This window comes from uncultured Sphingomonas sp., from assembly GCF_913777625.1.
In the GTDB taxonomy this organism is placed as follows: domain Bacteria; phylum Pseudomonadota; class Alphaproteobacteria; order Sphingomonadales; family Sphingomonadaceae; genus Sphingomonas.
On record NZ_CAJYTI010000020.1, the window covers coordinates 260,203 to 280,857 of the forward strand.

General features: G+C 67.4%; 21 protein-coding genes and 1 tRNA gene. 12 read left to right on the top strand and 10 right to left on the bottom strand.

Going from position 1 to position 20,655, the window contains the following annotated elements; all coding sequences use genetic code 11:
• Nucleotides 1–168: 168 nt before the first annotated feature.
• From QZ814_RS11155 to QZ814_RS11170, 4 genes are all read right to left on the bottom strand, one after another.
• Nucleotides 169–253, bottom strand: a tRNA-Leu gene (locus tag QZ814_RS11155).
• A 50-nt stretch (nucleotides 254–303) separates the two neighbouring features.
• Entirely contained in the window at nucleotides 304–1,143 is an 840-nt protein-coding gene (locus QZ814_RS11160) for a formate/nitrite transporter family protein (protein WP_294332031.1), read from the bottom strand.
• 525 nt (nucleotides 1,144–1,668) lie between these two features.
• Nucleotides 1,669–1,797, bottom strand: a complete 129-nt coding sequence (locus tag QZ814_RS11165; RefSeq protein WP_294332034.1) for a hypothetical protein — start codon at nucleotides 1,795–1,797, stop codon at nucleotides 1,669–1,671.
• Nucleotides 1,798–1,804: 7 nt separating this feature from the next.
• The gene (locus QZ814_RS11170) at nucleotides 1,805–3,313 is read right to left on the bottom strand and encodes a YifB family Mg chelatase-like AAA ATPase (protein ID WP_294332036.1); all 1,509 of its coding nucleotides are present in this window, start codon (nucleotides 3,311–3,313) and stop codon (nucleotides 1,805–1,807) included.
• A 403-nt stretch (nucleotides 3,314–3,716) separates the two neighbouring features.
• Here QZ814_RS11170 and QZ814_RS11175 point away from each other — a divergent pair, with 403 nt between their 5' ends.
• The 7 genes from QZ814_RS11175 to QZ814_RS11205 all read left to right on the top strand — a co-directional run bounded on the left by QZ814_RS11175 (nucleotide 3,717) and on the right by QZ814_RS11205 (nucleotide 8,159).
• Nucleotides 3,717–4,148, top strand: coding sequence for a hypothetical protein (locus tag QZ814_RS11175; protein ID WP_294332039.1), 432 nt, complete (start codon nucleotides 3,717–3,719; stop codon nucleotides 4,146–4,148).
• A gap of 369 nt (nucleotides 4,149–4,517) precedes the next feature.
• The gene (rpmH, locus tag QZ814_RS11180; RefSeq protein WP_010545931.1) at nucleotides 4,518–4,652 is read left to right on the top strand and encodes a 50S ribosomal protein L34; all 135 of its coding nucleotides are present in this window, start codon (nucleotides 4,518–4,520) and stop codon (nucleotides 4,650–4,652) included.
• A 14-nt stretch (nucleotides 4,653–4,666) separates the two neighbouring features.
• A complete protein-coding gene (gene rnpA, locus QZ814_RS11185; RefSeq protein WP_294332042.1) occupies nucleotides 4,667–5,026 on the top strand; it encodes a ribonuclease P protein component in 360 nt (119 codons plus the stop codon).
• Nucleotides 5,023–5,235 carry a membrane protein insertion efficiency factor YidD gene (gene yidD, locus QZ814_RS11190; protein ID WP_294332044.1) on the top strand — a complete coding sequence of 71 codons (213 nt, stop codon included), beginning with the start codon at nucleotides 5,023–5,025 and terminating at the stop codon, nucleotides 5,233–5,235. The genes rnpA and yidD overlap by 4 nt, the downstream gene beginning before the upstream one ends.
• 22 nt (nucleotides 5,236–5,257) lie before the next feature.
• On the top strand, nucleotides 5,258–6,976 hold the full coding sequence (gene yidC / locus QZ814_RS11195; protein WP_294332046.1) for a membrane protein insertase YidC: 1,719 nt from the start codon (nucleotides 5,258–5,260) through the stop codon (nucleotides 6,974–6,976).
• 212 nt (nucleotides 6,977–7,188) lie between these two features.
• Nucleotides 7,189–7,824, top strand: a complete 636-nt coding sequence (yihA, locus tag QZ814_RS11200) for a ribosome biogenesis GTP-binding protein YihA/YsxC (RefSeq protein ID WP_294332048.1) — start codon at nucleotides 7,189–7,191, stop codon at nucleotides 7,822–7,824.
• Nucleotides 7,825–7,832: 8 nt separating this feature from the next.
• Nucleotides 7,833–8,159 carry a gamma-glutamylcyclotransferase family protein gene (locus tag QZ814_RS11205; RefSeq protein ID WP_294332051.1) on the top strand — a complete coding sequence of 109 codons (327 nt, stop codon included), beginning with the start codon at nucleotides 7,833–7,835 and terminating at the stop codon, nucleotides 8,157–8,159.
• A 120-nt stretch (nucleotides 8,160–8,279) separates the two neighbouring features.
• Here QZ814_RS11205 and QZ814_RS11210 read toward each other — a convergent pair whose 3' ends face one another.
• The gene (locus tag QZ814_RS11210; RefSeq protein ID WP_294332052.1) at nucleotides 8,280–10,235 is read right to left on the bottom strand and encodes a S9 family peptidase; all 1,956 of its coding nucleotides are present in this window, start codon (nucleotides 10,233–10,235) and stop codon (nucleotides 8,280–8,282) included.
• A gap of 139 nt (nucleotides 10,236–10,374) precedes the next feature.
• Here QZ814_RS11210 and QZ814_RS11215 point away from each other — a divergent pair, with 139 nt between their 5' ends.
• Entirely contained in the window at nucleotides 10,375–11,037 is a 663-nt protein-coding gene (locus QZ814_RS11215; protein ID WP_294332055.1) for a glutathione S-transferase family protein, read from the top strand.
• Nucleotides 11,038–11,169: 132 nt separating this feature from the next.
• On the opposite strand, the gene QZ814_RS11220 is transcribed toward QZ814_RS11215, so the two are convergent.
• A complete protein-coding gene (locus tag QZ814_RS11220) occupies nucleotides 11,170–11,631 on the bottom strand; it encodes a cupin domain-containing protein (protein WP_294332057.1) in 462 nt (153 codons plus the stop codon).
• Between the two features lie 28 nt (nucleotides 11,632–11,659).
• Here QZ814_RS11220 and dapE point away from each other — a divergent pair, with 28 nt between their 5' ends.
• A complete protein-coding gene (gene dapE / locus QZ814_RS11225) occupies nucleotides 11,660–12,772 on the top strand; it encodes a succinyl-diaminopimelate desuccinylase (protein ID WP_294332059.1) in 1,113 nt (370 codons plus the stop codon).
• Nucleotides 12,773–12,776: 4 nt separating this feature from the next.
• On the opposite strand, the gene QZ814_RS11230 is transcribed toward dapE, so the two are convergent.
• The 4 genes from QZ814_RS11230 to QZ814_RS11245 form a co-directional block, all read right to left on the bottom strand.
• Nucleotides 12,777–14,378 carry an EAL domain-containing protein gene (locus QZ814_RS11230; RefSeq protein ID WP_294332062.1) on the bottom strand — a complete coding sequence of 534 codons (1,602 nt, stop codon included), beginning with the start codon at nucleotides 14,376–14,378 and terminating at the stop codon, nucleotides 12,777–12,779.
• A 159-nt stretch (nucleotides 14,379–14,537) separates the two neighbouring features.
• Nucleotides 14,538–15,140, bottom strand: coding sequence for a Smr/MutS family protein (locus tag QZ814_RS11235; RefSeq protein ID WP_294332064.1), 603 nt, complete (start codon nucleotides 15,138–15,140; stop codon nucleotides 14,538–14,540).
• Nucleotides 15,137–16,474, bottom strand: coding sequence for a murein transglycosylase A (locus tag QZ814_RS11240; RefSeq protein ID WP_294332067.1), 1,338 nt, complete (start codon nucleotides 16,472–16,474; stop codon nucleotides 15,137–15,139). The genes QZ814_RS11235 and QZ814_RS11240 overlap by 4 nt, the downstream gene beginning before the upstream one ends.
• An 8-nt stretch (nucleotides 16,475–16,482) precedes the next feature.
• Entirely contained in the window at nucleotides 16,483–17,127 is a 645-nt protein-coding gene (locus tag QZ814_RS11245; RefSeq protein ID WP_294332070.1) for a Tim44/TimA family putative adaptor protein, read from the bottom strand.
• A 162-nt stretch (nucleotides 17,128–17,289) separates the two neighbouring features.
• On the opposite strand from QZ814_RS11245, the gene secB reads away from it, so the two are divergent.
• The 3 genes from secB to trpS all read left to right on the top strand — a co-directional run bounded on the left by secB (nucleotide 17,290) and on the right by trpS (nucleotide 20,593).
• A complete protein-coding gene (secB, locus tag QZ814_RS11250) occupies nucleotides 17,290–17,799 on the top strand; it encodes a protein-export chaperone SecB (RefSeq protein ID WP_294332071.1) in 510 nt (169 codons plus the stop codon).
• An 82-nt stretch (nucleotides 17,800–17,881) separates the two neighbouring features.
• The gene (gene murJ / locus QZ814_RS11255; RefSeq protein ID WP_294332072.1) at nucleotides 17,882–19,450 is read left to right on the top strand and encodes a murein biosynthesis integral membrane protein MurJ; all 1,569 of its coding nucleotides are present in this window, start codon (nucleotides 17,882–17,884) and stop codon (nucleotides 19,448–19,450) included.
• 138 nt (nucleotides 19,451–19,588) lie between these two features.
• Nucleotides 19,589–20,593, top strand: a complete 1,005-nt coding sequence (gene trpS, locus QZ814_RS11260; protein WP_294332075.1) for a tryptophan--tRNA ligase — start codon at nucleotides 19,589–19,591, stop codon at nucleotides 20,591–20,593.
• The last annotated feature ends 62 nt before the right edge of the window (nucleotides 20,594–20,655 follow it).

Here is a 20,655-nt window from a genome sequence, read left to right on the forward strand (position 1 = left end):
GCTCGACGACGCTGGCATGGTGGGCCGCGCCTCCTGCGAGGCCCATGGTCCACCGATTCGCGCCCGGGCCTTCCTGGGCCTTAGCGGAACAACGGGAAAAACCAGGGGACCATCACCGCGATGTTATCGCAGTGTCCCGCGGCTCTCCGCGATCTTGTCACTGTGCATTGGTGCCCCTGGCCGGACTCGAACCAGCATGCCTTGCGGCGTTCGATTTTGAGTCGAATGCGTCTACCAATTTCGCCACAGGGGCAGCGAAGGATGCGCACGGCTAGACGAAGCGTAGCCGCGCCGCAACCCGCTTCATGTCTCCTCGCGTACCTGCGCATGCGCCAGCAATGCGAACAGCACCGATCCGCCGAGGATGTTGCCGAGCAGCGCCGGCGCCAGGAAACCGCCCAGCACCCAGCCGAGGCTCGCCTCGCCGGCCAGCCACAGTATCCACGCTTCCACCGCGCCCGCGACGACGTGCGCGAACTCGCCGAGCGAGATGAAATAGGTGCAGAACACCAGCACGAGGAACTCCTGCCGCCTGGCCCCCGGCAGCGACCAGGCGATCCCTGCCATCAGGAACCCCGCCGGCACCGCCGCCCGCACCGCGCCCCAGCCGGAAAGTTCGAGCAGGCTGCGCGAGGTATCGAGCATCGCCTTGGTGCTCGCCGGCGTGCCGACCCAACCCTCGGTCGCCAGATAGGCGATGAACAGCGTGCCGACGAGATTGGCCGCAAGGACCAGCCCCCATAGCCGGCCCAGCCGGGCGACATTGCGGAGCGACGGGTTCGCGGCGACGGGGATCACTGCGGACAGCGTGCTTTCGGTGAACAGCTGCAGGCGCCCGAGCACGACGATGACGAAGCCGAGGCAATAGCCGATGCTCGCCACCGGCAGCCGCCAGGGGGCATCCGGCAAATGGCTTTCGATCAGCCCGCGCCCGAGCACCGACCCGGCCATCGCCACCCCGGCAACGACGCCGGAGAAGAACAGCGAACTCGCCGGCCGATCGAGTTCCTCGTCGCCCTGCCGTCGAATAACCTCATGGATGACGCGAGACGACGCCGCCTCGCGTTCCTGGACGTCCTCTTCCTCGTCGGGGGGAAGATCGGGCTGCTCGCCATCGGGCGCTTCGTTTCGGGGCTGTTGCACGGGGGAGGAACGCGGAGGCGCACGCGAGGTTGCTCCTGATCGATCCAGAGACGGAAGGAATGGCTGGACGCGGGTGGTTAGCTGCCGTTCAGAAGATCTTGAGGGACAGGTACTACAGGCGCTCCATCGCACACTACCTCCTCCACCTTACCTGCTACTGGATCGAAGACCAGAGAAACTTCGGTGCAGCCAGCATCCATAAGTCTAGGCACCTGCTCAGAATCCTGCACCCATGTGCGCTCACCGCCTTTCCAAGACGGCGGAGCGTCAACCGCCGCAATATATATGCCTCGCACTTTTCCGTCGCGCCGGAAAGCATAGTACCTCACAAACTCATGCAGAGGGGCAGCTCCACTCGGCAACTGAACCTGCTTCTCAATTTTGTCCATTATCGCCTCTTCCCTGCCTCCTGATCTCGGAGAGCAGCCCAAGAGGCAGAACATGATGGGTAAGACGAGCAAGTTGTTCATCCGTGCACTCCCCCATGCAAATTGAACGGCTGCAATTGGGGCGAAAAGCGCCTTTCTACCCGCGGTATGCAAGCAGCACACAGACGATACCGCCCGCAGCGATCATCCCTACCCACAGCTTCCACGTCCCGCGATCCGGTCCGCCGATTGCCCCGAGATATTCCAGGATCGCCTCGATCAGCATCGGCCCTTCAACTCCGCGGTGCCTGCCGCCGATAGCTCAGCGCCTCGGCGACATGCAGGCGCCCCACGCCTTCAGCCCCCGCCAGATCGGCAATCGTCCGCGCCACCCGCAACACCCGGGTATACCCCCGCGCCGACAGCCGCATCGCCTCGGCCGCCTGGGCCAGCAGCTTACGGCCGGCATCGTCGGGCGCGGCGAAGGCCATTAGCGGCTCGCCATCGGCTTCGGCATTGGTGCGGATGCTGGTGCCCGCATAGCGCCGCGTCTGGAGCGCCCGCGCCGCCGCCACCCGCGCCGCGACCTCGGCCGATCCTTCGGCGGGCGGCGGCAGGACGAGATCGGCGGCGGTCACCGGCTGGACCTCGACATGCAGGTCGATCCGGTCGAGCAGCGGGCCGGACACCTTCGCCTGATAGTCGGCCGCGCAGCGCGGTGCGCGGGCACAGGCGAGCGCCGGGTCGCCGAGATGCCCGCAGCGGCACGGGTTCATCGCCGCGATCAGCTGCACCCGCGCCGGATAGGTCACATGCGCGCTGGCCCGCGCCACGCTCACCACGCCCGCCTCCAGCGGCTGGCGGAGCGAATCGAGCACGGCACGCTGGAACTCGGGCAGTTCGTCGAGGAACAGCACGCCGAGATGGGCGAGGCTCACCTCGCCCGGCTTGACCTTGATCCCGCCGCCGGTCAGCGCCGCCATCGAGGCCGAGTGATGCGGCGCACGAAATGGCCGGGTGCGGGTCAGCCGCCCGCCCTGGAGCGTGCCGGCGACCGAGGCGACCATCGACACCTCCAGCGCCTCGGCGGCTTCCAGCGGCGGCAGGATGCCCGGCAGGCACGCCGCCATCAGCGACTTGCCGGCACCGGGCGGCCCGACGAACAGCAGATTATGCCCCCCGGCGGCGGCGATCTCGAGCGCGCGCTTGGCCGTCTCCTGCCCCTTCACCTGGGCGAGATCCGGCCCCGCCCCCGGCGGGTCGACCTCGCCCGGCACCGGCGCGGGGAGCAGCTGGTTGCCCTTGAAGTGGTTGAGCAGGCCGATCAGGTCGGGCGCGGCGAGCACGTCTCCCTGCCCCGCCCAGCTCGCCTCCGGCCCCTGCGCGACCGGGCAGACCAGCCCCTTGCCCGCCTCCGCCGCGTGCATCGCCGCGAGCAGCACCCCCGGCGACGGCGCGATCCGCCCGTCGAGCGCAAGCTCGCCGACGACGACATAGCCCGCGATCGTCTCGGCATCGACCACGCCCATCGCCGCGAGCAGCGCCAGCGCGATCGGCAGGTCGAAATGCGATCCTTCCTTGGGCAGGTCGGCGGGCGAGAGGTTGAGCACGATATGCTTGGGCGGCAGCGCGAGGCCGATCGCCGCCATCGCGGCGCGGACGCGTTCGCGGCTTTCGGCCACCGCCTTGTCGGGCAGCCCGACGACGACGAACTTGGGCAGCCCGGCGACGAGGTTGCACTGCACCTCCACCGCGCGCGCTTCCAGCCCCAGATAGGCAACCGTCGAGACGCTGGCGACCAAGCGAGCCCCCTCCCCAGAATGGGAGCATAGCGACTTCTGCACGATACGGAAGGGATATGATCGGCGGGTGGCGGCGGAGGCGCGGATGCCCCGTTCGTGCCTGTTGGAACGATGCCGCACGCCCCTCCCCCTGTCATTCCCGCGAAGGCGGGAATCCATGGCCCTCACCGCCGGGGGAAGGAACCGCACCCGCAGCGCCAATGGATCCCCGCCTTCGCGGGGATGACGAGGGCTAACGGAATCCGATCGCGCAGCAACTTGCTTTGGCCCAGAAGTTCCCTATCTGTTCTCACGCCACCGCTCTTTGAACAGTCCAACTATCGAAATGCGCGGGTCTGCTATCACCCAGTTGCCGACATTCGGGACAGCACCTACGATCACGGGATCAAGGGAGGGGCGATCTATGAATGGCAGGCTTTGCTGGACCGCCATGATTCTACCTTTTGCTTGTGCCAATGCAGCGCAGCGAGAAGAATGGCGCGAGTACAAGCGCTCGGATCAACTGGTCGCCGCGTTAAATGTTGGAGAAGCGAAGCGCACTGGATCAATCGTGGTAGTGGCGATGCTACTGGTGCCCAAGGTTCAACCGCTTGCACCGGTGCTGACCTATACGATTATGGATGTTCGCGCCGATTGTGAGGCGCGTACTGCCCAGATATTGGGCTCCCAGAACTATGCCGGTGAGGTCCCAATGGGTGAACGAACGCCCGCAGATGCGGCTGCATCGCCATCCGGAGGGGAAGCACTCGATCCGCTTTGCAACTTGGCCAAGCTTGAGGCCCCGGGCGCGCGATCAGCCCTCGACTTCGCACGTTCGGTTTGGAAAACGCGTTAGCGTTTAAGTCCGTTTCCCACCCAGCTCCCGCCGTTCGCTCGCGCCGTTGAAATTGCCTCTTCAGTAGCCCCGGCGTCTTAGTCCGGCGGCCATCGACAATCCTAGCGACCCTAAACTTCCTAAACTTCGGCCACCGCGAAAACATCGCGACACCCTAAACTTCCTAAACTTCGCCACCGCAGCCGCCAGCCCCGCGCCCCCGCGTCTTGCACAACCAACACACCCCACCCATCTCCACGCCCATGCGCCAGGCACCCGCCCAAAACTCGCATCCCGCGTTGACTCTGGCGCCACTTGCCCGTAATGGCGCTCGACACGCGGCCGCCCCTGTGGCGGCCCTTTTACGTTCTAGATACTCGAGGATGAGCGATGAAGCGGACCTTTCAGCCGAGCAACCTGGTGCGTGCGCGCCGGCACGGCTTCCGTGCACGGATGGCGACCCCGGGCGGTCGCAATGTGATCCGCGCCCGCCGCGCCCGCGGCCGCAAGAAGCTGTCGGCGTAAGCACCGACACGCCCTTGCCGAGCCTCGACCGGCTCACGCAGCGCAAGGACTATCTCGCCGCCAACGGGGGAAAGCGGGCACCGATGCCCGGTTTCGTCCTTCTGGTGCGCGAACGGAACGATGCCGATCCGTCGATGCGGATCGGCATTACCGTTTCCAAGAAAGTTGGCAACGCCGTTATCCGCAACCGGATGAAGCGGCGTTTTCGCATGCTCGCGCGCGAACTCCTGCCGGAGGCGGGAATCGCCGGCGCGGACCATGTGCTGATCGGCCGCATGGGCGGGATCGAGCGCCCCTATGCCGATCTGAAGGCGGAACTCGCCAAGGCGCTCCGGCGCGTGCGCCCCAAGGGCGAACCCAAGGTGGAATCATGATCGCGCGGGTGCTGGTGCTGCTCGCGCGCGCCTGGCAGCTGGGCCCGTCGCTGATCCTGCCGCCCACCTGTCGCTACCAGCCTTCCTGTTCGGCCTATGCAATCGAAGCGCTTCGCCGCTATGGGGCGGTGAAAGGCGGCTGGCTTGCGCTACGGCGCATCGCGCGCTGCCATCCATGGGGCGGGCACGGCCCAGATCCCGTTCCTTGAGCTTTCCTTCCGGGGATTATCGGTGAAAGAAGAACAGAAGAATTTCATCCTCTTCGCGGCGTTCGCGGCATTGGTGCTGCTCGGCTGGCCGATGATCAGCCACTGGCTGTTCCCGCAGCAGCCGGCCGCACCCGCCAAGATGGTCGACGGCAAGCTGCAGCCGGTGCCGAACTCCGGCGTCGACGCAGCCACCAACGCGCCCAGGACGATTCGCGACCGCGACGCGGTGCTGGCCGACAGCCCGCGCGTCGCGATCGACACGCCGGCGCTCAAGGGCTCGATCAACCTAAAGGGCCTGCGCATCGACGATCTCGTCCTGCGCCAGTACGACCAGACCGTGGCGAAGAACTCGCCACCGATCCGCCTGCTCTCGCCGAGCGGCGCGGAGGGCAGCTATTTCGCGCAGTTCGGCTGGCAGGGCGCGGGCGCGCCGGACGCCAACACCGTGTGGAAGGCCGACGGCCAGACGCTGACGCCCGCCACCCCGGTCAGGCTCACCACCACGAACAGCGCCGGCCAGACCTTCACGGTCGAGCTCGGCGTCGATTCGAACTTCATGTTCACCGTTCGCCAGACGGTCGCGAACCGTGGCGGCGCGCCGGTGGCCGTCACCCCCTACACGCTGATCTCGCGTGGCCAGCGCTCGACCGATACCAGCCAGTGGGCCGCGCATGTCGGCCCGGTCGCCGCGACCAACGATGCGGCGCACTATATCAACTGGAAGGACGTGGAGAGCACGCCCCAGCAGTTCACCACCACCGGCGGCTGGGTCGGCTTCAGCGACCATTACTGGCTGACGGCGGCGATCCCCGACCAGCGCGGCGGCGTGAGCATCCAGCAGCGCGGCACTGCGGCGCAGCAATATCAGGCCGATGTCGCCCTTGCCCAGCCGATCGCGGTCCGCCCGGGCAAGGAAGCGACCTATACCAGCCACTTCTTCGCCGGCGCCAAGGAAGTGAAGCTGCTCGACGCCTATCAGAAGCAGTATGACATCGCGAAGTTCGAGCGCGCGATCGACTGGGGCTGGTTCGAGATCATCGAGCGCCCGATCTTCACCTACCTCAGCTGGCTGTTCAAGCTGGTCGGCAATTTCGGCGTGGCGATCATCCTGCTGACGATCACCATCCGCGGCCTGCTCTTCCCGATCGCCCAGAAGCAGTTCGCCTCGATGGCGAAGATGCGCCAGGTGCAGCCGAAGATGAAGGCGATCCAGGAGCGCTACAAGGACGACAAGGCGCGCCAGCAGCAGGAGATCATGCAGCTCTACAAGGCGGAAAAGGTCAATCCGCTCGCGGGCTGCGCACCGATGATCCTGCAGATCCCGATCATGTTCGCGCTCTACAAGGTGCTGCTGCTGACGATCGAGATGCGCCACCAGCCCTTCGTCCTGTGGATCCGCGACCTTTCGGCGCCGGATCCGGCGACGATCCTCAACCTGTTCGGCTATCTCCACTTCACGCCGCCGAGCTTCCTGGCGATCGGCGTGGTGCCGGTGCTGCTAGGCGTGTCGATGTTCTTCCAGATGCGGATGAACCCGGCGCCGATGGACGAGATGCAGAAGCAGATGTTCGCGATCATGCCGTGGATGCTGATGTTCCTGATGGCGCCCTTCGCCGTCGGCCTGCAGCTCTACTGGATCACCTCGAACGTGCTGACCGTGCTCCAGCAGCAGTGGCTCTATGCGCGGCACCCGGAGATGAAGGTGCCCGTGGCCAAGCCGGGCGCGGCCAAGGCGAAGTGAGAATGCCCCTTCCCACCCCCTCCAGCCAGCACGCGGTCAGAGCTTTCGCTCCCCTCCCGCTTGCGGGAGGGGTCGGGGGAGGGACTGACGTGGAGGCAGTGCTGCGCGGTTGCAGCCCCTCCCCTAGCCCCTCCCGCAAGCGGGAGGGGAACGCAGGCACCACCGCCTGTGATATGCTGAAAGGGCCCCGCTCGCCGGGGCAGCTGAACTAAATGTCCTTCGACCCCGACCAGATCGAATCCGCGCGCAAGCTGTTCGCCGGCCCCATCGCGTTCCTCAAGTCCGCGCCGGCGCTCGAGCATCTGCCCGCGCCGACCGTGCCGGAGGTGGCGTTCGCCGGCCGCTCGAACGTCGGCAAGTCGTCGCTGATCAATGCGCTGACCAACCGCAACAGCCTCGCCCGCACCTCGGTCACGCCCGGGCGCACGCAGGAATTGAACTTCTTCGACGTCGGCGAACCGCTGCGCTTTCGCCTGGTCGACATGCCCGGCTATGGCTTCGCCAAGGCGCCCAAGGACATGGTCCGCAAGTGGCGCTATCTGGTGAACGACTATCTGCGCGGCCGGCAGGAGCTCAAGCGCGCGCTGGTGTTGATCGATTCGCGCCACGGCATCAAGGATGTCGATCGCGAGATCCTCGAGATGCTCGACGACGCCGCGGTCAGCTATCGGCTGGTGCTCACCAAGACGGACAAGATCAAGGCGAGCGAGCTGGCCGAGGTCACCGCCCGCACGGTGGAAGAGGCCCGCAAGCGCGCCGCCGCCCATCCCGAGATCCTGGCAACGTCCAGCGACAAGGGCATGGGGCTGCCCGAGCTCCGCGCCGCGGTGCTCGAAGCGATCGGCTGAGCGCGGGCATGGAGCCGCTCTTCTCCTACGGCACGCTCCAGCTGGACCAGGTACAATTGAGTCAGTTCGGCCGGCTGCTCGACGGCAGCGACGACGTGCTCCACGGCTATGTGATCACCGAGATCCAGATCCGCGACCCGGCCGTGCTCGACGCCAGCGGCATCGAGACGCACCTCGCCCTGATCCCCGGCGATGGACCGCCGATCGCGGGCAAGGTCTTCCAGCTCAGCGCCAAGGAGCTGGAAGCCGCCGACATCTACGAAAGCGAGAATTATGTCCGGCAATGGGTGCCCCTCGCCTCGGGCACCCACGCCTGGGTCTATGTAAGGGCCTAACGCCGCCAGAACCGTCATCCCAGCGAACGCTGGGATCTCCCGAAGTAGCGCTGCTAGATCACAGCCCCGCCCCGACGAGACCCCAGCTTGCGCTGGGGTGACGGCTTTGGACGGGCACCTTCACGCCGGGTTGTACTTGGCGAGGAAGGCCTCCATCGCCTTGAGAAAGGTCAGTCGGTCGTCGGCGCGGCTGAAGAAATGGTCGGCCTCGCGCTGCTCGAGGAACTCGTAGGTCTTCCCCGCCGATTTGAGCGCGTCGACCATCACCTTGCTCTGGGTGAACGGCACGCGGCGATCCTTCTTGCCGTGGACGATCAGCACGGGGATCGAGAAATCCTGCGCATGGAACAGCGGCGAGACGCTCTTGAAGTCCTGCGCCTTGGATTTCAGGAAGTCCTTGATCGATTCGCCGCCGAGGAACTTTGAGTCATAGGCGACCATCCGCTGGAGATCGGACACCCCGGCATAGGAAACCGCGCAGCGGAACAGCGCCCCGTCGCGCTGCGCCGCCCGCAGCGCCGCATAGCCGCCATAGGAGGCGCCGACCACGCAGACCCGCTTGGGATCGGCGATGCCCTGCTCGGCCAGCGCCTTCACCGCGTCGTTGAGGTCGTCCTGCATCGCCAGGCCCCATTGGCCGTCGCCCTTGCGCAGGAACTTGGTGCCGAGCCCGGTCGAGCCGCGATAATTGGGCTGGATCACCGCATAGCCGCGATCGGCGAGGAACTGGACCATGAAGTCCCAGCTTTCGTCGTCGCGCGCCTCGGGCCCGCCATGCGGCATCAGGATCAGCGGCAGGTTCTTGCCCGTGCCGTTCCGCGGCAGGGTCAGCACGGCCGAGATCTCCAGCCCGTCGCGGGCCTTGTACTGGATGGTCTTCACCGGATGCAGGCGCCGCAACCCCAGCGTCTTGTTGTTCATCGAGAAGGCCTGCAGCGAATCGTCTTCCGCCCGGTAAAGGAAATAGGCCCCCGGCGCGCTCGCATCGCCGACATGGAGGAGCACCACCGAACGATCGGCGCTGTAGCTGGTGATCTGCACCCGCGCGCCCTGGATGCGGTCGCTCAGCTTCTTCTGGAGCGCCGCCATCGCCGGATCGAGCCAGGCGGTTCGCGCGAACTTCTCGGTGACCTCGACGCCGAGCAGCGTCGAGCTGCGGCCATCGACCACCGGCCCGTCAATGTCGTAGCCGGCCACACCGAACACTTTCTTGCCGCGCTGCATGGTGGTGAGATCATATTCCCACAACGCGGAGAAGCCCTCGTCATCGTCCTGCACCACCAGCGCCTTGCCCGGATCGGGCAGGAACAGCTTGGGCATCAGCAGGCCTTCGTTGACGCCCTTGGCCTTGTCGATCACCCGGAAGCTGTCCCGCGCCGAGGGACGGTAAAGCAGCCGGCGCTGGCGGCCGTCCATCGACGTGCCCACGCCCATGCGAACCGTGCCGTTGCCATCGGCATACCAGTCCATCACTTCGTCGCGGCCATCCAGCACCCGGCGGTGCCGACCGTTGGTCACATCGACCTCGTCGACCCGCGGCCAGAAGCCGGGCTCGTCGCTATAGATCGAGGTCTGCGCCGAAAGCAGGATGCGGGTGGAGCCGTCGTGCGGCGTCCACAGTACGTCATCGCCGTTCTGGCCGGTGTCCGGCGTGTTGAGCGGGACGAGCTTGGCGGTCGCCGCCTCGACGCCGAACACGCGGCTGATCCGCCACTTGTCGCCCTGCACGTCGACCTCGCGCCCGACGCCCATCACCAGCCAGGCGTCGTTCACCCAGTTCCACCAATTGATGTCGGTATCGCCCGCACCGATGATGTGGCGGTTCGAACCATCCAGGTCCATCACCGCGAAATATTGCGCGCCGGCGATCGCCAGCTTCGCCGCGACATGCTTGCCGTCCGGCGAAAGCTCGGGCCGCTGGACGGCCGGCAGTTCGGCGAACACCGCCGTGTCGATCTTCGCGCTCGTGCTTGCGGGCGCGCTCGACGCTGCCTTTTCCTGTGCCTCTACCGGCGGACAAACCGCTGCCATCGCCACGACTGCCGCCGCCGCGCACAGGAATCCCTTGCTCCGCATCGTCTTTTCGTCCCCCGATTCGCGGCCCCCTGCCGCAAGACCGTCAGACTGGAAATATTCGCGAAGTTCCGCAACGGCTTTGGCCTGGCGCAAAACGGTATCGGTTGCCGCTGCCGGCGCCCCCGTCTATCCCGGCGCCATGAAGCTCATCATCGGCAACAAGGCCTATTCGTCCTGGTCGCTGCGCGGCTGGCTCGCGTGCAAGCTTTCGGGGATTCCGTTCGAGGAAACGGTGGTGCCGCTCTACGACCAGGACTGGGACCGCCGCCGTGAAGGCGACGAATTCGCCCCCTCCTCGGGCAAGGTGCCGATCCTGTGGGACGGCGAGGCGGTGGTGTGGGACAGCCTGGCGATTGTCGAATATCTCAACGACAAGATCGGCAACACCCGGTTCTGGCCGGAGGATCCCGCCGCCCGTGCGATGGCACGATCCATGGCGGCGGAGATGCATTCGAGCTTCGCCGCGCTCCGCCGCAAGCACAGCATGAACATCCGCCAGGTCTATCCGCCTGCGCCGGTGGACGAGGATGTCGCGGCCGACCTGGCAAGGATCATGGAACTCTGGGCCCAGGCCCGTGCCCGCTATGGCGGCGAGGAGCCGTTCCTGTTCGGCACGTTCGGCGCCGCCGACATCATGTTCGCGCCGGTGGTGACGCGGATCGTCACCTATTCGCTGCCGGTGCCGCGCTTCGCCCAGGCCTATATGCTGGCCGTGCTCCAGCACCCGTATATGCAGGACTGGATCGCCGGGGCGCAGGAAGAGGATTGGGTGATCGAGAAGTTCGAGCTGCCGGTGGCGTGAGTACCACTATCTAAGCCCCTCCTCCTTGGAGGAGGGGTTGGGGTGGAGGGATTCCAGAACGTTGGTTGGTCTCGGTGAGACACGGCCCCACCCCAACCCCCTCCCCTGAAGGGCAGGGGCTAAAGAGCGGGATCACCGCAGCCGTTCCGTCTCGTACGGCGTCCCGTCCTTCCGGAAATACCCCTCGGGCGTGAATACCATGTCGATATCGGGATATTCCCCGCCGCCGCGCGGGCCCGCACCGATGGCGAGGAACACGGCATCTTCCTGGGACCGGTTCTGCAGATGATGCCCATCCGCCACCCCGGCCGGGAAGGCCGCGCAGTCCCCTGCCCGCAGGACGGTTTCCCCGCCCTCCTCCACCAGCACCGCCTCACCGGCCAGCATCACGACGAACTCGTCCTCGCTGTCATGCCAGTGCCGCTGCGAGGACCAGGCGCCCGGCTTGAGCACGACATGGCTCACCCCCATCGCGGTCAGCCCCGAGGGCGGTGCGAGCCGGCGGTACCAGCGCCCTGCCACCGCTGCGTCGAACGGTGCCGGATAGCCGGTGGCGTTGGTCTGCGGGATTGTATCCAGGTCCAGCTTGGGCAATGTCGCCTCCCTTGCGAATGGAGGTAGTGTGCCGGACGTCGTCGAACTCACCAAGGCCCTGATTGCGGCCGAAAGCGTCACGCCGGCCCGCGGCAGCGTGTTCGACGTGCTGGAGGCGGCGGTCACCCCGCTGGGCTTCCGGGTCGAGCGCTTCGTCGAGGGCGAGGCACCCGACGGGCCGGTCGAAAACCTGCTCGCCGTCCGCGGCAGCGAGGGGCCGCATTTCGCCTTTGCCGGCCATCTCGACGTGGTGCCGCCCGGCCAGGGCTGGACCAGCGGCGCCTTCGCTCCCGAGATTCGCGGCGAGCTGCTCTACGGCCGCGGCGCGGTCGACATGAAGGGCGCGATCGCCGCCTTCGTCGCCGCCGCCGCGCAGGCACCCGCACGCGGCATCACCAGCCTGATCATCACCGGCGACGAGGAAGGCCCCGCCACCTACGGCACGCCCAGGCTGATCGAGCGCATGGCCGAACGCGGCCTCAAGCCCGACCTCTGCCTGGTCGGCGAGCCCACCTCCGCGCACCGACTGGGCGACACGATCAAGATCGGGCGTCGCGGATCGACGGTGATCGAGATCGCCGTGATCGGCCGGCAGGGGCATGTCGCCTATCCGCATCTGGCCGACAACCCGGTCCCCCGCCTCGTCCGCGCCCTCGCCGAGATCGACGGGATCGAGCTCGATCAGGGCAATGCCTGGTTCCAGCCGTCCAATATCGAGGTGATCGATCTGGCGGTCGGCAACCCTGCGACCAACGTCATCCCGGGCCGGGCCGCGGCACGGATCAGCATCCGCTTCAACGATCAGCAGCGCGGGGAAGAACTGATCGCCCGCATTCAGGCGATCGTTGCCCGCCACGCACCGCATGCCGAGGTGAAGGGGCGCGTGTTCGGCGAGGCGTTCCTCACCCAGCCGGGGCCCCTCTCGGACCTGGTCAGCGGCGCGATCCGCGACGTCCTCGGCGTCGAGGCCGAACTGTCGACTACCGGCGGCACCTCGGACGCGCGCTTCCTCTCGCGCATCTGCCCCGTCGTCGAGTTCGGCCTGCTCAACGCAACGATGCACAAACTGGATGAAGCCGTCGCGCTCGCCGACCTGCGCGCGCTGACGGACGTCTATGCGGAAATCCTGAAGCGGGTGTGATCGCTCAGGCGGTCGCCCGGCGGGGCGCCATTTCCCGCACCCAGGCAAGGAAATCGGCCTCGCCCATCGGCGTGGCGATCGCATAGCCCTGCAGCACGTCGCAGCCGAGCACGCGCAGCACGGCGGCCTGCGCCTCGCTCTCGATCCCCTCGGCCACCGCCTGGCAGCCCAGCCCGTGGACCAGGCCGATCACCGCCTGGGTGATCGCCCGCGCCTCGGGATTGGTGGCAACCTGCTCGATCAGGCTGCGGTCCAGCTTCACCCGGTCGATCGGCAGCCGCCGCAGCCGGGCGAGGTTCGAATAGCCCGTCCCGAAGTCATCGACCGCCACCGTGGCGCCCGCGGCGCGCAGCGCGGCGATCGCGCGCAGCACCTCCTCCGAACAATGCATCGCCAGCGTCTCGCTGATCTCCAGCTCGAGCAACCGCGCGGGCGCGTTCGCTGCCAGCATCGCGGCGCGCAGATGGCGAAAGAAGGTGGTGTGGTCGATCTGGCGCTGGCTGACATTCACCGCCAGCCGCTGCTCCACGCCAAGCCGGGCCCAGCGCGCGATCGTGTTCGCCACATTGGCGACCACCCAGTCGCCAATCTCGACGATCAGCCCGGTTTCCTCGGCGCGCGGCAGGAAGACGCCGGGCAGCTTGGTGCCGTCCGGATGCTCCCAGCGCAGCAGCGCCTCGGCGCCGACGATCGTGCCGTCGGACGCCGCAACCTGCGGCTGGAAGACCAGCGCAAATTCGTCGCGCTCGATTGCCGCGCGCAGCTCGGTTTCAAGGCGCACCCGCGCGATCATCTGCGCGGCAAGGCCGTCGCTGAACGTCTCGACCCGGCCGCGCCCTTGCGTCTTCGCCTGGTACATCGCCGCGTCGGCGGCACCCATCAGGTCGTGTAGCGTCCGCCCATGGTCGGGATAGAGCGCCAGCCCGATCGACGCCCCGATCGACACGATCTGGCCGGCGAGATCGAACGGCGCCGACAGCGCCTCCAGCACCTTGGTACCGACCAGCACGCGGGCGTCCGGATCGGGCAGATGCGCGAAGAACAGGGTGAACTCGTCGCCGGCAAGCCGGCCGATCAGGGGCGCCTCACCCCGGGTGAAAACGGCGCACTGGTCGCCCACCGCGCGCAGCCGGTTGGCGACCATGCCGAGCAGCACATCGCCCACGGCATGGCCCAGTGTATCGTTCACCGCCTTGAAGCGATCGAGGTCGATGAAGAACAGCGCCGCCTTGGTGTCCTCGGCAGCATCCTCCAGCATCCGCTCTGCCCCGCGGCGAAAATGGGGGCGATTGGCGAGTCCGGTGACGGTATCGAACATCGCCAGACGGTGCACGCTTTCCAGATTGCCGTGGAGCTTGTGGAACAGCTCGTCGATCGCTTCGGCGAGTCGCGGCGCACCCCGCAGCAAGGCCGAAGGGAGCGGGCTTTCGAGATCGCCGAGTGCCGCGGCATGCAGCCGGTCGACCGCCGCCGACAGCGCCGCCGCACGACGCGGGCGCCCGATCATGGCCAAGGCGAGTGCCCCCAGCAGCGCCAGCGGCACCGCCAGACCCAGTGCAAGCCCAAGTTGTGCGAAAGTAAGGCCCGCCAGGCGCGCGATCAGCATCAGCATCGCCGCACCAACTATGGCGCCGATGGCAACTCGCCTGCTCGTCCTTCGCTCCCCCCAGCGCATTGCTGTTCGTTGCTCCAAGAATCCCCCGGCGCATCGATATACTCGAACGCCGGGCGAACCGTGCCACGGATTCGTTAAGAAACTCGCGCGTCAGCCCTGCCCACGCGGACGGCGCAGGACGATGTAGAGCGCGCCCGATCCGCCGTGCCGGGGATGGGCCTGGCGCACCGCCGCGATGCGATCGGCATGGCGCGACGCGGCGAGCCAGTCCCCCACCGCCGCCCGGATCGCGCCGCGCGCATGCGGCCGCTCCGATTCGGGGCGCGGCGGCTTGCCGGTGATCAGCAGCAGCACCCGGTCGCCATGCGCGATGGCCTGGGCGAGACCGACGTCCAGCCGGTCATAGGCGGCGTGCAGGTTGTGGCCGTGCAGATCGATCGAGCTTTCGGGCGCGACCAGCCCGCGCGACAGCCGCCGATCCCAGCTCGCATCGAGCGTGCGGCGCTCGTGCGTGTCCGGCATCGGCGTCGAAAGGGTGATGGCGGGCCGCCCCGGGCGGCTGGGCACCAGCTTGCCGGTGGGGACGTCCAGCCGGCGCGTCATTGGCTTGGGGACAGGCGCCGCTGCGGGCTCGGGCTCCGGCGGCAGCGGCTTGGGCACGGCGCGCACGTGCAGCGGCGTGACGCTCTGGATCACCTTCTGCCACAGCGCCGCTTCCTCGGGCGCCAGCGTGCGGCGCCCGCGCCCGCTCATGGCTGGGGGATCGGCGGCTGCGCCGTCGCAGGTTGGGCCGCGTTGAGCCGCGCCAGCGTGCCCTTGGGCAGCAGCAGCCAGGCGACGCCGCGCGCCGACATGCCGCCGGCGATGGCGCGCGCCTCCTCGCCGGCGCCCCAGAAGGTGTCGACGCGGTTCGGTCCCTTGATCGCGCCGCCGGTATCCTGCGCCACCCACAGCCCGGTCGCATCGGTGCGGTCCATCGACAGGAACAGCGGCGCGCCGAGCGGAATGAACTTCGGGTCCGCCGCCACGCTGGTCCAGCCGGCCACCGGATAGCCCATCGCGCCCAGCGGCCCGGCGCCGCTCAATTCCTTGAAGAACACGAAGCTCTTGTTCTCGCGCATGATCGCGCGGCCTTCCTCGGGATGCGCGCGCAGCCAGGCGACGATGCCCTGCATCGAGGTCTGGCCGGGGCCGAGCAGCCCGCGATCCTTCATCAGCTTGCCGATGCCGGTATAGTCGCGGCCGTTCTGCCCGGCATAACCGATGCGGACCACCTGCCCGTCCGGCCCCTTGAGCCGGCCCGAGCCCTGTACCTGCAGGAAGAACATCTCGATCGGGTCGGCCGCCCAAGCAACCACCGGCGCATGGCCTTCCAGCGCGCCCTGCTCGATCTGGGTCCGATCGTAATAGGGGACGAACTGACGGCCATGGACGCGGCCGCGGATCCGCTTGCCTTTCAGCGCATCGGAGAACTGGCCGAGATCGACCTCGATCAGATTGTCGGGAAGGCCGTAGACCGGCACGTCATAGCCGGACCGGCGCGCGCGCACGCCGGCAATTTCGGGCTCGTAATAGCCGGTAGCAAAGGCGGCACCGTTGCCGACCTGCACCGTTTCGAACCACCGCGCGAAAAAGCCCGTCGCATCTCCGCTCCAGCTGGCGGCGGCGGCACAGGCGTCCCCCCAGTCGCTGCCACGGGTCAGCCCGGAGGCATCGGTACGGCGCTGGAGGCCCGGGCAGCTCAGCTTAAACGCCGCGAGTGCGCGAGCGGCATTGTCCGGGGTGATCGGCAGCGTCTCGATGGCGGGGCCTGCGACGAGCCCGGCAGTGGCGGCCATCGAGGCGCCAGCCGCAGCGGGCGGAGCAGGCATCGCCGGCAACGGCGTCGCAGCACTAGGCTGGCGCGCAGGAAGATTGGAAGGCGTCTCGGGAAGCGTCGTGCCGGGGTGCGGACGCTCTGCCACGGGCACGGGACGGTCTGGTGCCGGACGCGTCGGCGCGGGCCGCGTACCCGCCTCTGGGGGAACGAGGCCGCTCGAACACGCGCCAAGCAGCCCAGCGAGCGCCAATCCCCCGAAAATCCGCATGCTGCCCCTCAGGCTTCGTCGGTCTCGACCAGCTTCCAGTTCGGATCGTCGCTGCGCAGCTTGCGGGCGAAGGTCCAGACATCGTGCGTGATGACCGCGTCGCTGAGCGAACCGGCAATCACATTGCCCTCGGCGTCGCGCGTTACCGCAACGATGTCCGCATCGAAGCGGACGGTCACCTGGGCGACCTTGTTCTCGACACCTGCTTCGGAAATCGTCGCGCGCTCGATCGCGATCAGGCGATTGTCGAGCACCTCGCCCTTCGCCTTGCGATCGGCGATGGCCTGTTCGAACGCGGCGCGCACGTCCTCGTCCACCAGGAAGCGCAGCGTGTCCTCGTCGCCCTTCCAGAAGGCTTCGAGTATCATGCGATAGGCGGATTTGGCGCCTTCGAGGAACTTGGCGACGTCGAAGCTCGGGTCGGCCGAGACCACGGCGCGCAGGCCCGTCTCCGCGCCCACCTCGATCGTGCGGTTGATCGAGTCGCGCACTTCCGGCACCGCCTCGATCGTCCGCGTCACGGGCGGCGCGGCGACGCGCTCCTCGGCGGGTTTCGGGAGCGCCTGCTCGTGCCCGGTACGCTTGCCGAGTACCGCATACAGCCGGAGCGCCAGGAAACCGGCCACCATCGCGAACAGAATGACGTAGAACACTGGCCCTCCAAAGCCTCCGTCTTTCGTACATAGGCCTTCGCGGCCTCGGTTTCAAATCGAACAATGGGGCATGCGATTGCGCCACCGGCACACGCCTGCTAGTCGCTTGCCCTGTAACGCGCCTGGAGCGCGAAAATCTCCTGATCTAAAGAGGAAAGTTGGATGGCCGAGAACGACACCTTCGCCGAATTCGGCGACGCCGCTGGCAATGGCGCCGATGATGCGCCCCAGGCGGGCGTGCTGTCGCAGTACGTAAAGGATCTCTCGTTCGAGAATCCGAACGCGCCGGCCATCTACCAGCAGCAGAACGCCCCGGCGATCGACGTGCAGTTCAACATCGGCTCGAACAAGGTCGGCGACGACGTGTACGAAGTCGCGCTGAAGATCGAAGTCCGCGCCCAGGCCGGCGAGCAGGTCGCGTTCATCGTCGACCTCACCTATGCGGGCCTGTTCGCGCTCCGCAACATCCCCCAGGAAGCGCTGGATCCGTTCCTGCTCGGCGAAGCGCCGCGCATCCTGTTCCCCTTCGCCCGCCGCGTGCTGGCCGACCAGGTCCGCGATGGCGGCTTCCCGCCGCTGATGCTCGAGCCGATCGACTTCGCCGGCATCTACATGCAGCAGCGTGCCCAGCAGGAAGGCGCGATCGGCTTCGAAGAAGCCGGCCACGCCTGAGCCGGGCGCATACAAGCTTGATTTCGGGGGCGCGCCGCATGCCGGTGGCGCCCCCTTTTCCTTCTAGGACGGCGATCTCTCGATGAAGCTCGTGCGCAGCCTGGGTTCGGTGGGCGGTCTCACGCTCGCCAGCCGTATCCTTGCCCTGGTCCGCGATTCGCTCCAGGCGCGTTATGTCGGCGCGAATTTCGCATCGGACGCCTTCCTCGTCGCCTTCCGCCTGCCCAACATGTTCCGCGCCTTCTTCGCCGAGGGTGCGTTCGCATCGGCGTTCATCCCGATGTTCAACCAGAAGCTGGGCGTGAACGGCGAGCGCGGCCCGGCCTATGATTTCGCCGAGCGCACGCTTTCCGTGCTGTTCGCGATCCTGCTGGCATTGACGCTGGTGGCGCTGGCCGCCGCCTGGCCGCTGACGGCAGTGCTCTCCGGCGGTTTCGAGAAGCAACACCCGACGCCAGAGCAGTTCGCCTTCGCGGTACAGCTGTCGCGGATCACCCTCCCCTATCTGATGCTGATCTGCCTTGCCTCGCTGCTCGGTGGCATCCTCAATTCGCTCGACAAGTTCTGGGTCAACGCCGCAGCGCCGATCCTGCTCAACATCGCCATGGTGACCGGACTGTTCTTCTTCCACGGCACACCCGAGCAGACCGCGCGGGTGCAGGCGATCAGCGTGCCGCTGGGCGGGCTTCTCCAGCTCGGCTGGCTGGCGCTCGCCTGCCGCGCCTCGGGCGTGTCGCTGCGCCCGCGCCTGCCGCGGATCGACGATGACGTGCGGCGGCTGATGAAGCTGATCCTGCCGGCCGCCGTGGGTGCGGGCGCGGTGCAGCTCAACCTCGTCATTTCCACCTCGCTATCGGGCAAGCTGCTCGGCGAGGGCTCGATCTCGTACATCTATTATGCCGATCGGCTGAACCAGCTGCCGCTGGGCATGATCGGCATCGGCCTCGGCACCATCCTGCTCCCCACCATCTCCCGCCTGCTCGGCGCCGGCAAGGAAGCCGAGGCGATGGAGACGCAGAACCGCGGCATGGAGCTGGCGCTGTTCCTCACCCTGCCCGCGATGGTCGCGCTGATCGTCGCCGCCGAGCCGATCGTCCGCGGGCTGTTCCAGTACGGCCACTTCACGCCGGAGGACACGGTGAAGTGCGCCTGGGCACTGGCCGGCTTCTCGATCGGCCTGCCCTCCTACATCCTCGTCAAGGTGCTGACCCCCGGCTTCTACGCGCGGCAGGACACGAAGACGCCGGTGCGGCTGGCAATGATCTCGGTCGCGGTGAACATCGCCGCCAATCTCGCGCTGATTCCGCTGATCGCCCATCTCGGGCCGCCGCTTGCCACCGCGCTCTCCTCCACCGTCAACGTGACGATGCTGTACCTTACGCTGCGCAAGCGTGGCCATTTCGAGGTCGACGCCCAGCTTGCCCGCCGCCTGCCCCGGCTTGCGCTGGCGGCGATCGTGATGGGCGCGGCGCTCTGGGCGGGCGACGGGCTGCTCGATCCGTGGCTCAACGGCCGGATCTGGGAGCGTTATGCCGGGCTGGTGATCCTCGTCGGTGCCGGCTGCGCGATCTATGTCGCCGCCTGCTTCGCCACCCGCGCCTTCCTGCTTTCGGACCTCAAGGCGCTGGTCCGCCGCCGCGCCGCGCGCTGAGCCCGGTTCCCCTTCGCCCCAAGCTGCTCTAGAGCCGCGGCGTCCTGGCAATTCGCGCGGCCTCATGCACCCCCGCCGCCACGGACCCGCGGCCGGTCCAACGGCCGAACGGTCAACCGGGTGCGGAGTGAATATCCCATGCGCGTCGTCTCGGGCATCCAGACCACCGGCAATCTTCACCTCGGCAACTATCTGGGCGCCATCAAGCAGTGGGTCGCGATGCAGGACTCCCTGGAAGAAAATGGGGGCGAGTGCCTGTTCTTCCTCGCCGATCTCCACGCGCTCACCGGCACGGTGACCCCGCAGGAGCTCGCCAACTCGACGGTCGAGATGGCGGCCACGCTGTTCGCCGCCGGCATCGACGATCGCTCGATCCTGTTCAATCAGGCGCGCGTCCCCGCCCATGCCGAATTGTGCTGGATCCTCCAGGGTACCGCCCGCATGGGCTGGCTCAACCGCATGACCCAGTGGAAGGACAAGGCGGGCAAGAACCGCGACGGCGCCAGCGTCGGCCTTTTCACCTATCCGGTTCTCCAGGCTGCTGACATTCTCGTCTATCAGGCGACGCACGTGCCGGTGGGCGAGGACCAGAAGCAGCACCTGGAGCTTACCCGCGACATCGCCACCAAGTTCAACCAGGACTTCGGCGTCGAGCTGTTCCCGCTGCCCGAGCCGCTGATCAGCAAGGCGGCGCCGCGGATCATGTCCCTGCGCGACGGCAATGCGAAGATGTCCAAGTCCGATCCCTCGGATCTGAGCCGCATCAACCTGATCGACGACAACGACACGATCGCCGCCAAGTGCCGCAAGGCCAAGACCGATCCCGAGCCGCTGCCGGATTCGTTCGATGCGCTCGCCGAACGGCCCGAGGCGCGCAATCTGGTGACGATCTTCGCCGCGCTGGCCGATCGCACGCCGCAATCGGTGGTCGAGGAATATGCGGGGCAAGGCTTCGGCGCCTTCAAGCCTGCGCTGGCGGACCTGACGATAGCTGTCCTCGGTCCAATCCGCGAGCGGCTGACCGCGCTGCTGGACGATCGCGCCGAGGTAGGCGCCAAGCTCGCTTCGGGCGCGGCGCGCGCCAGCGCGCTCGCCGCGCCCACGCTCAAGGCGGCGCAAGCGGCGGTTGGGCTGCAGGTTTAGGCCACAATAGGCCGTCATCCCAGCGAACGCTGGGATCTACCACAGCAGCGCTGTTCGGCCGC

Excerpts from the sequence above, each read along its gene's own strand:
- QZ814_RS11165 (WP_294332034.1), bottom strand. The coding sequence starts at position 1,797 with ATGCTGATCGAGGCGATCCTGGAATATCTCGGGGCAATCGGCGGACCG.
- QZ814_RS11175 (WP_294332039.1), top strand. The coding sequence starts at position 3,717 with ATGAATGGCAGGCTTTGCTGGACCGCCATGATTCTACCTTTTGCTTGT.
- rpmH (WP_010545931.1), top strand. The coding sequence starts at position 4,518 with ATGAAGCGGACCTTTCAGCCGAGCAACCTGGTGCGTGCGCGCCGGCAC.
- yidD (WP_294332044.1), top strand. The coding sequence starts at position 5,023 with ATGATCGCGCGGGTGCTGGTGCTGCTCGCGCGCGCCTGGCAGCTGGGC.
- yihA (WP_294332048.1), top strand. The coding sequence starts at position 7,189 with ATGTCCTTCGACCCCGACCAGATCGAATCCGCGCGCAAGCTGTTCGCC.
- QZ814_RS11205 (WP_294332051.1), top strand. The coding sequence starts at position 7,833 with ATGGAGCCGCTCTTCTCCTACGGCACGCTCCAGCTGGACCAGGTACAA.
- QZ814_RS11210 (WP_294332052.1), bottom strand. The coding sequence starts at position 10,235 with ATGCGGAGCAAGGGATTCCTGTGCGCGGCGGCGGCAGTCGTGGCGATG.
- QZ814_RS11215 (WP_294332055.1), top strand. The coding sequence starts at position 10,375 with ATGAAGCTCATCATCGGCAACAAGGCCTATTCGTCCTGGTCGCTGCGC.
- QZ814_RS11230 (WP_294332062.1), bottom strand. The coding sequence starts at position 14,378 with ATGCTGATCGCGCGCCTGGCGGGCCTTACTTTCGCACAACTTGGGCTT.
- QZ814_RS11235 (WP_294332064.1), bottom strand. The coding sequence starts at position 15,140 with ATGAGCGGGCGCGGGCGCCGCACGCTGGCGCCCGAGGAAGCGGCGCTG.
- QZ814_RS11240 (WP_294332067.1), bottom strand. The coding sequence starts at position 16,474 with ATGCGGATTTTCGGGGGATTGGCGCTCGCTGGGCTGCTTGGCGCGTGT.
- secB (WP_294332071.1), top strand. The coding sequence starts at position 17,290 with ATGGCCGAGAACGACACCTTCGCCGAATTCGGCGACGCCGCTGGCAAT.
- murJ (WP_294332072.1), top strand. The coding sequence starts at position 17,882 with ATGAAGCTCGTGCGCAGCCTGGGTTCGGTGGGCGGTCTCACGCTCGCC.
- trpS (WP_294332075.1), top strand. The coding sequence starts at position 19,589 with ATGCGCGTCGTCTCGGGCATCCAGACCACCGGCAATCTTCACCTCGGC.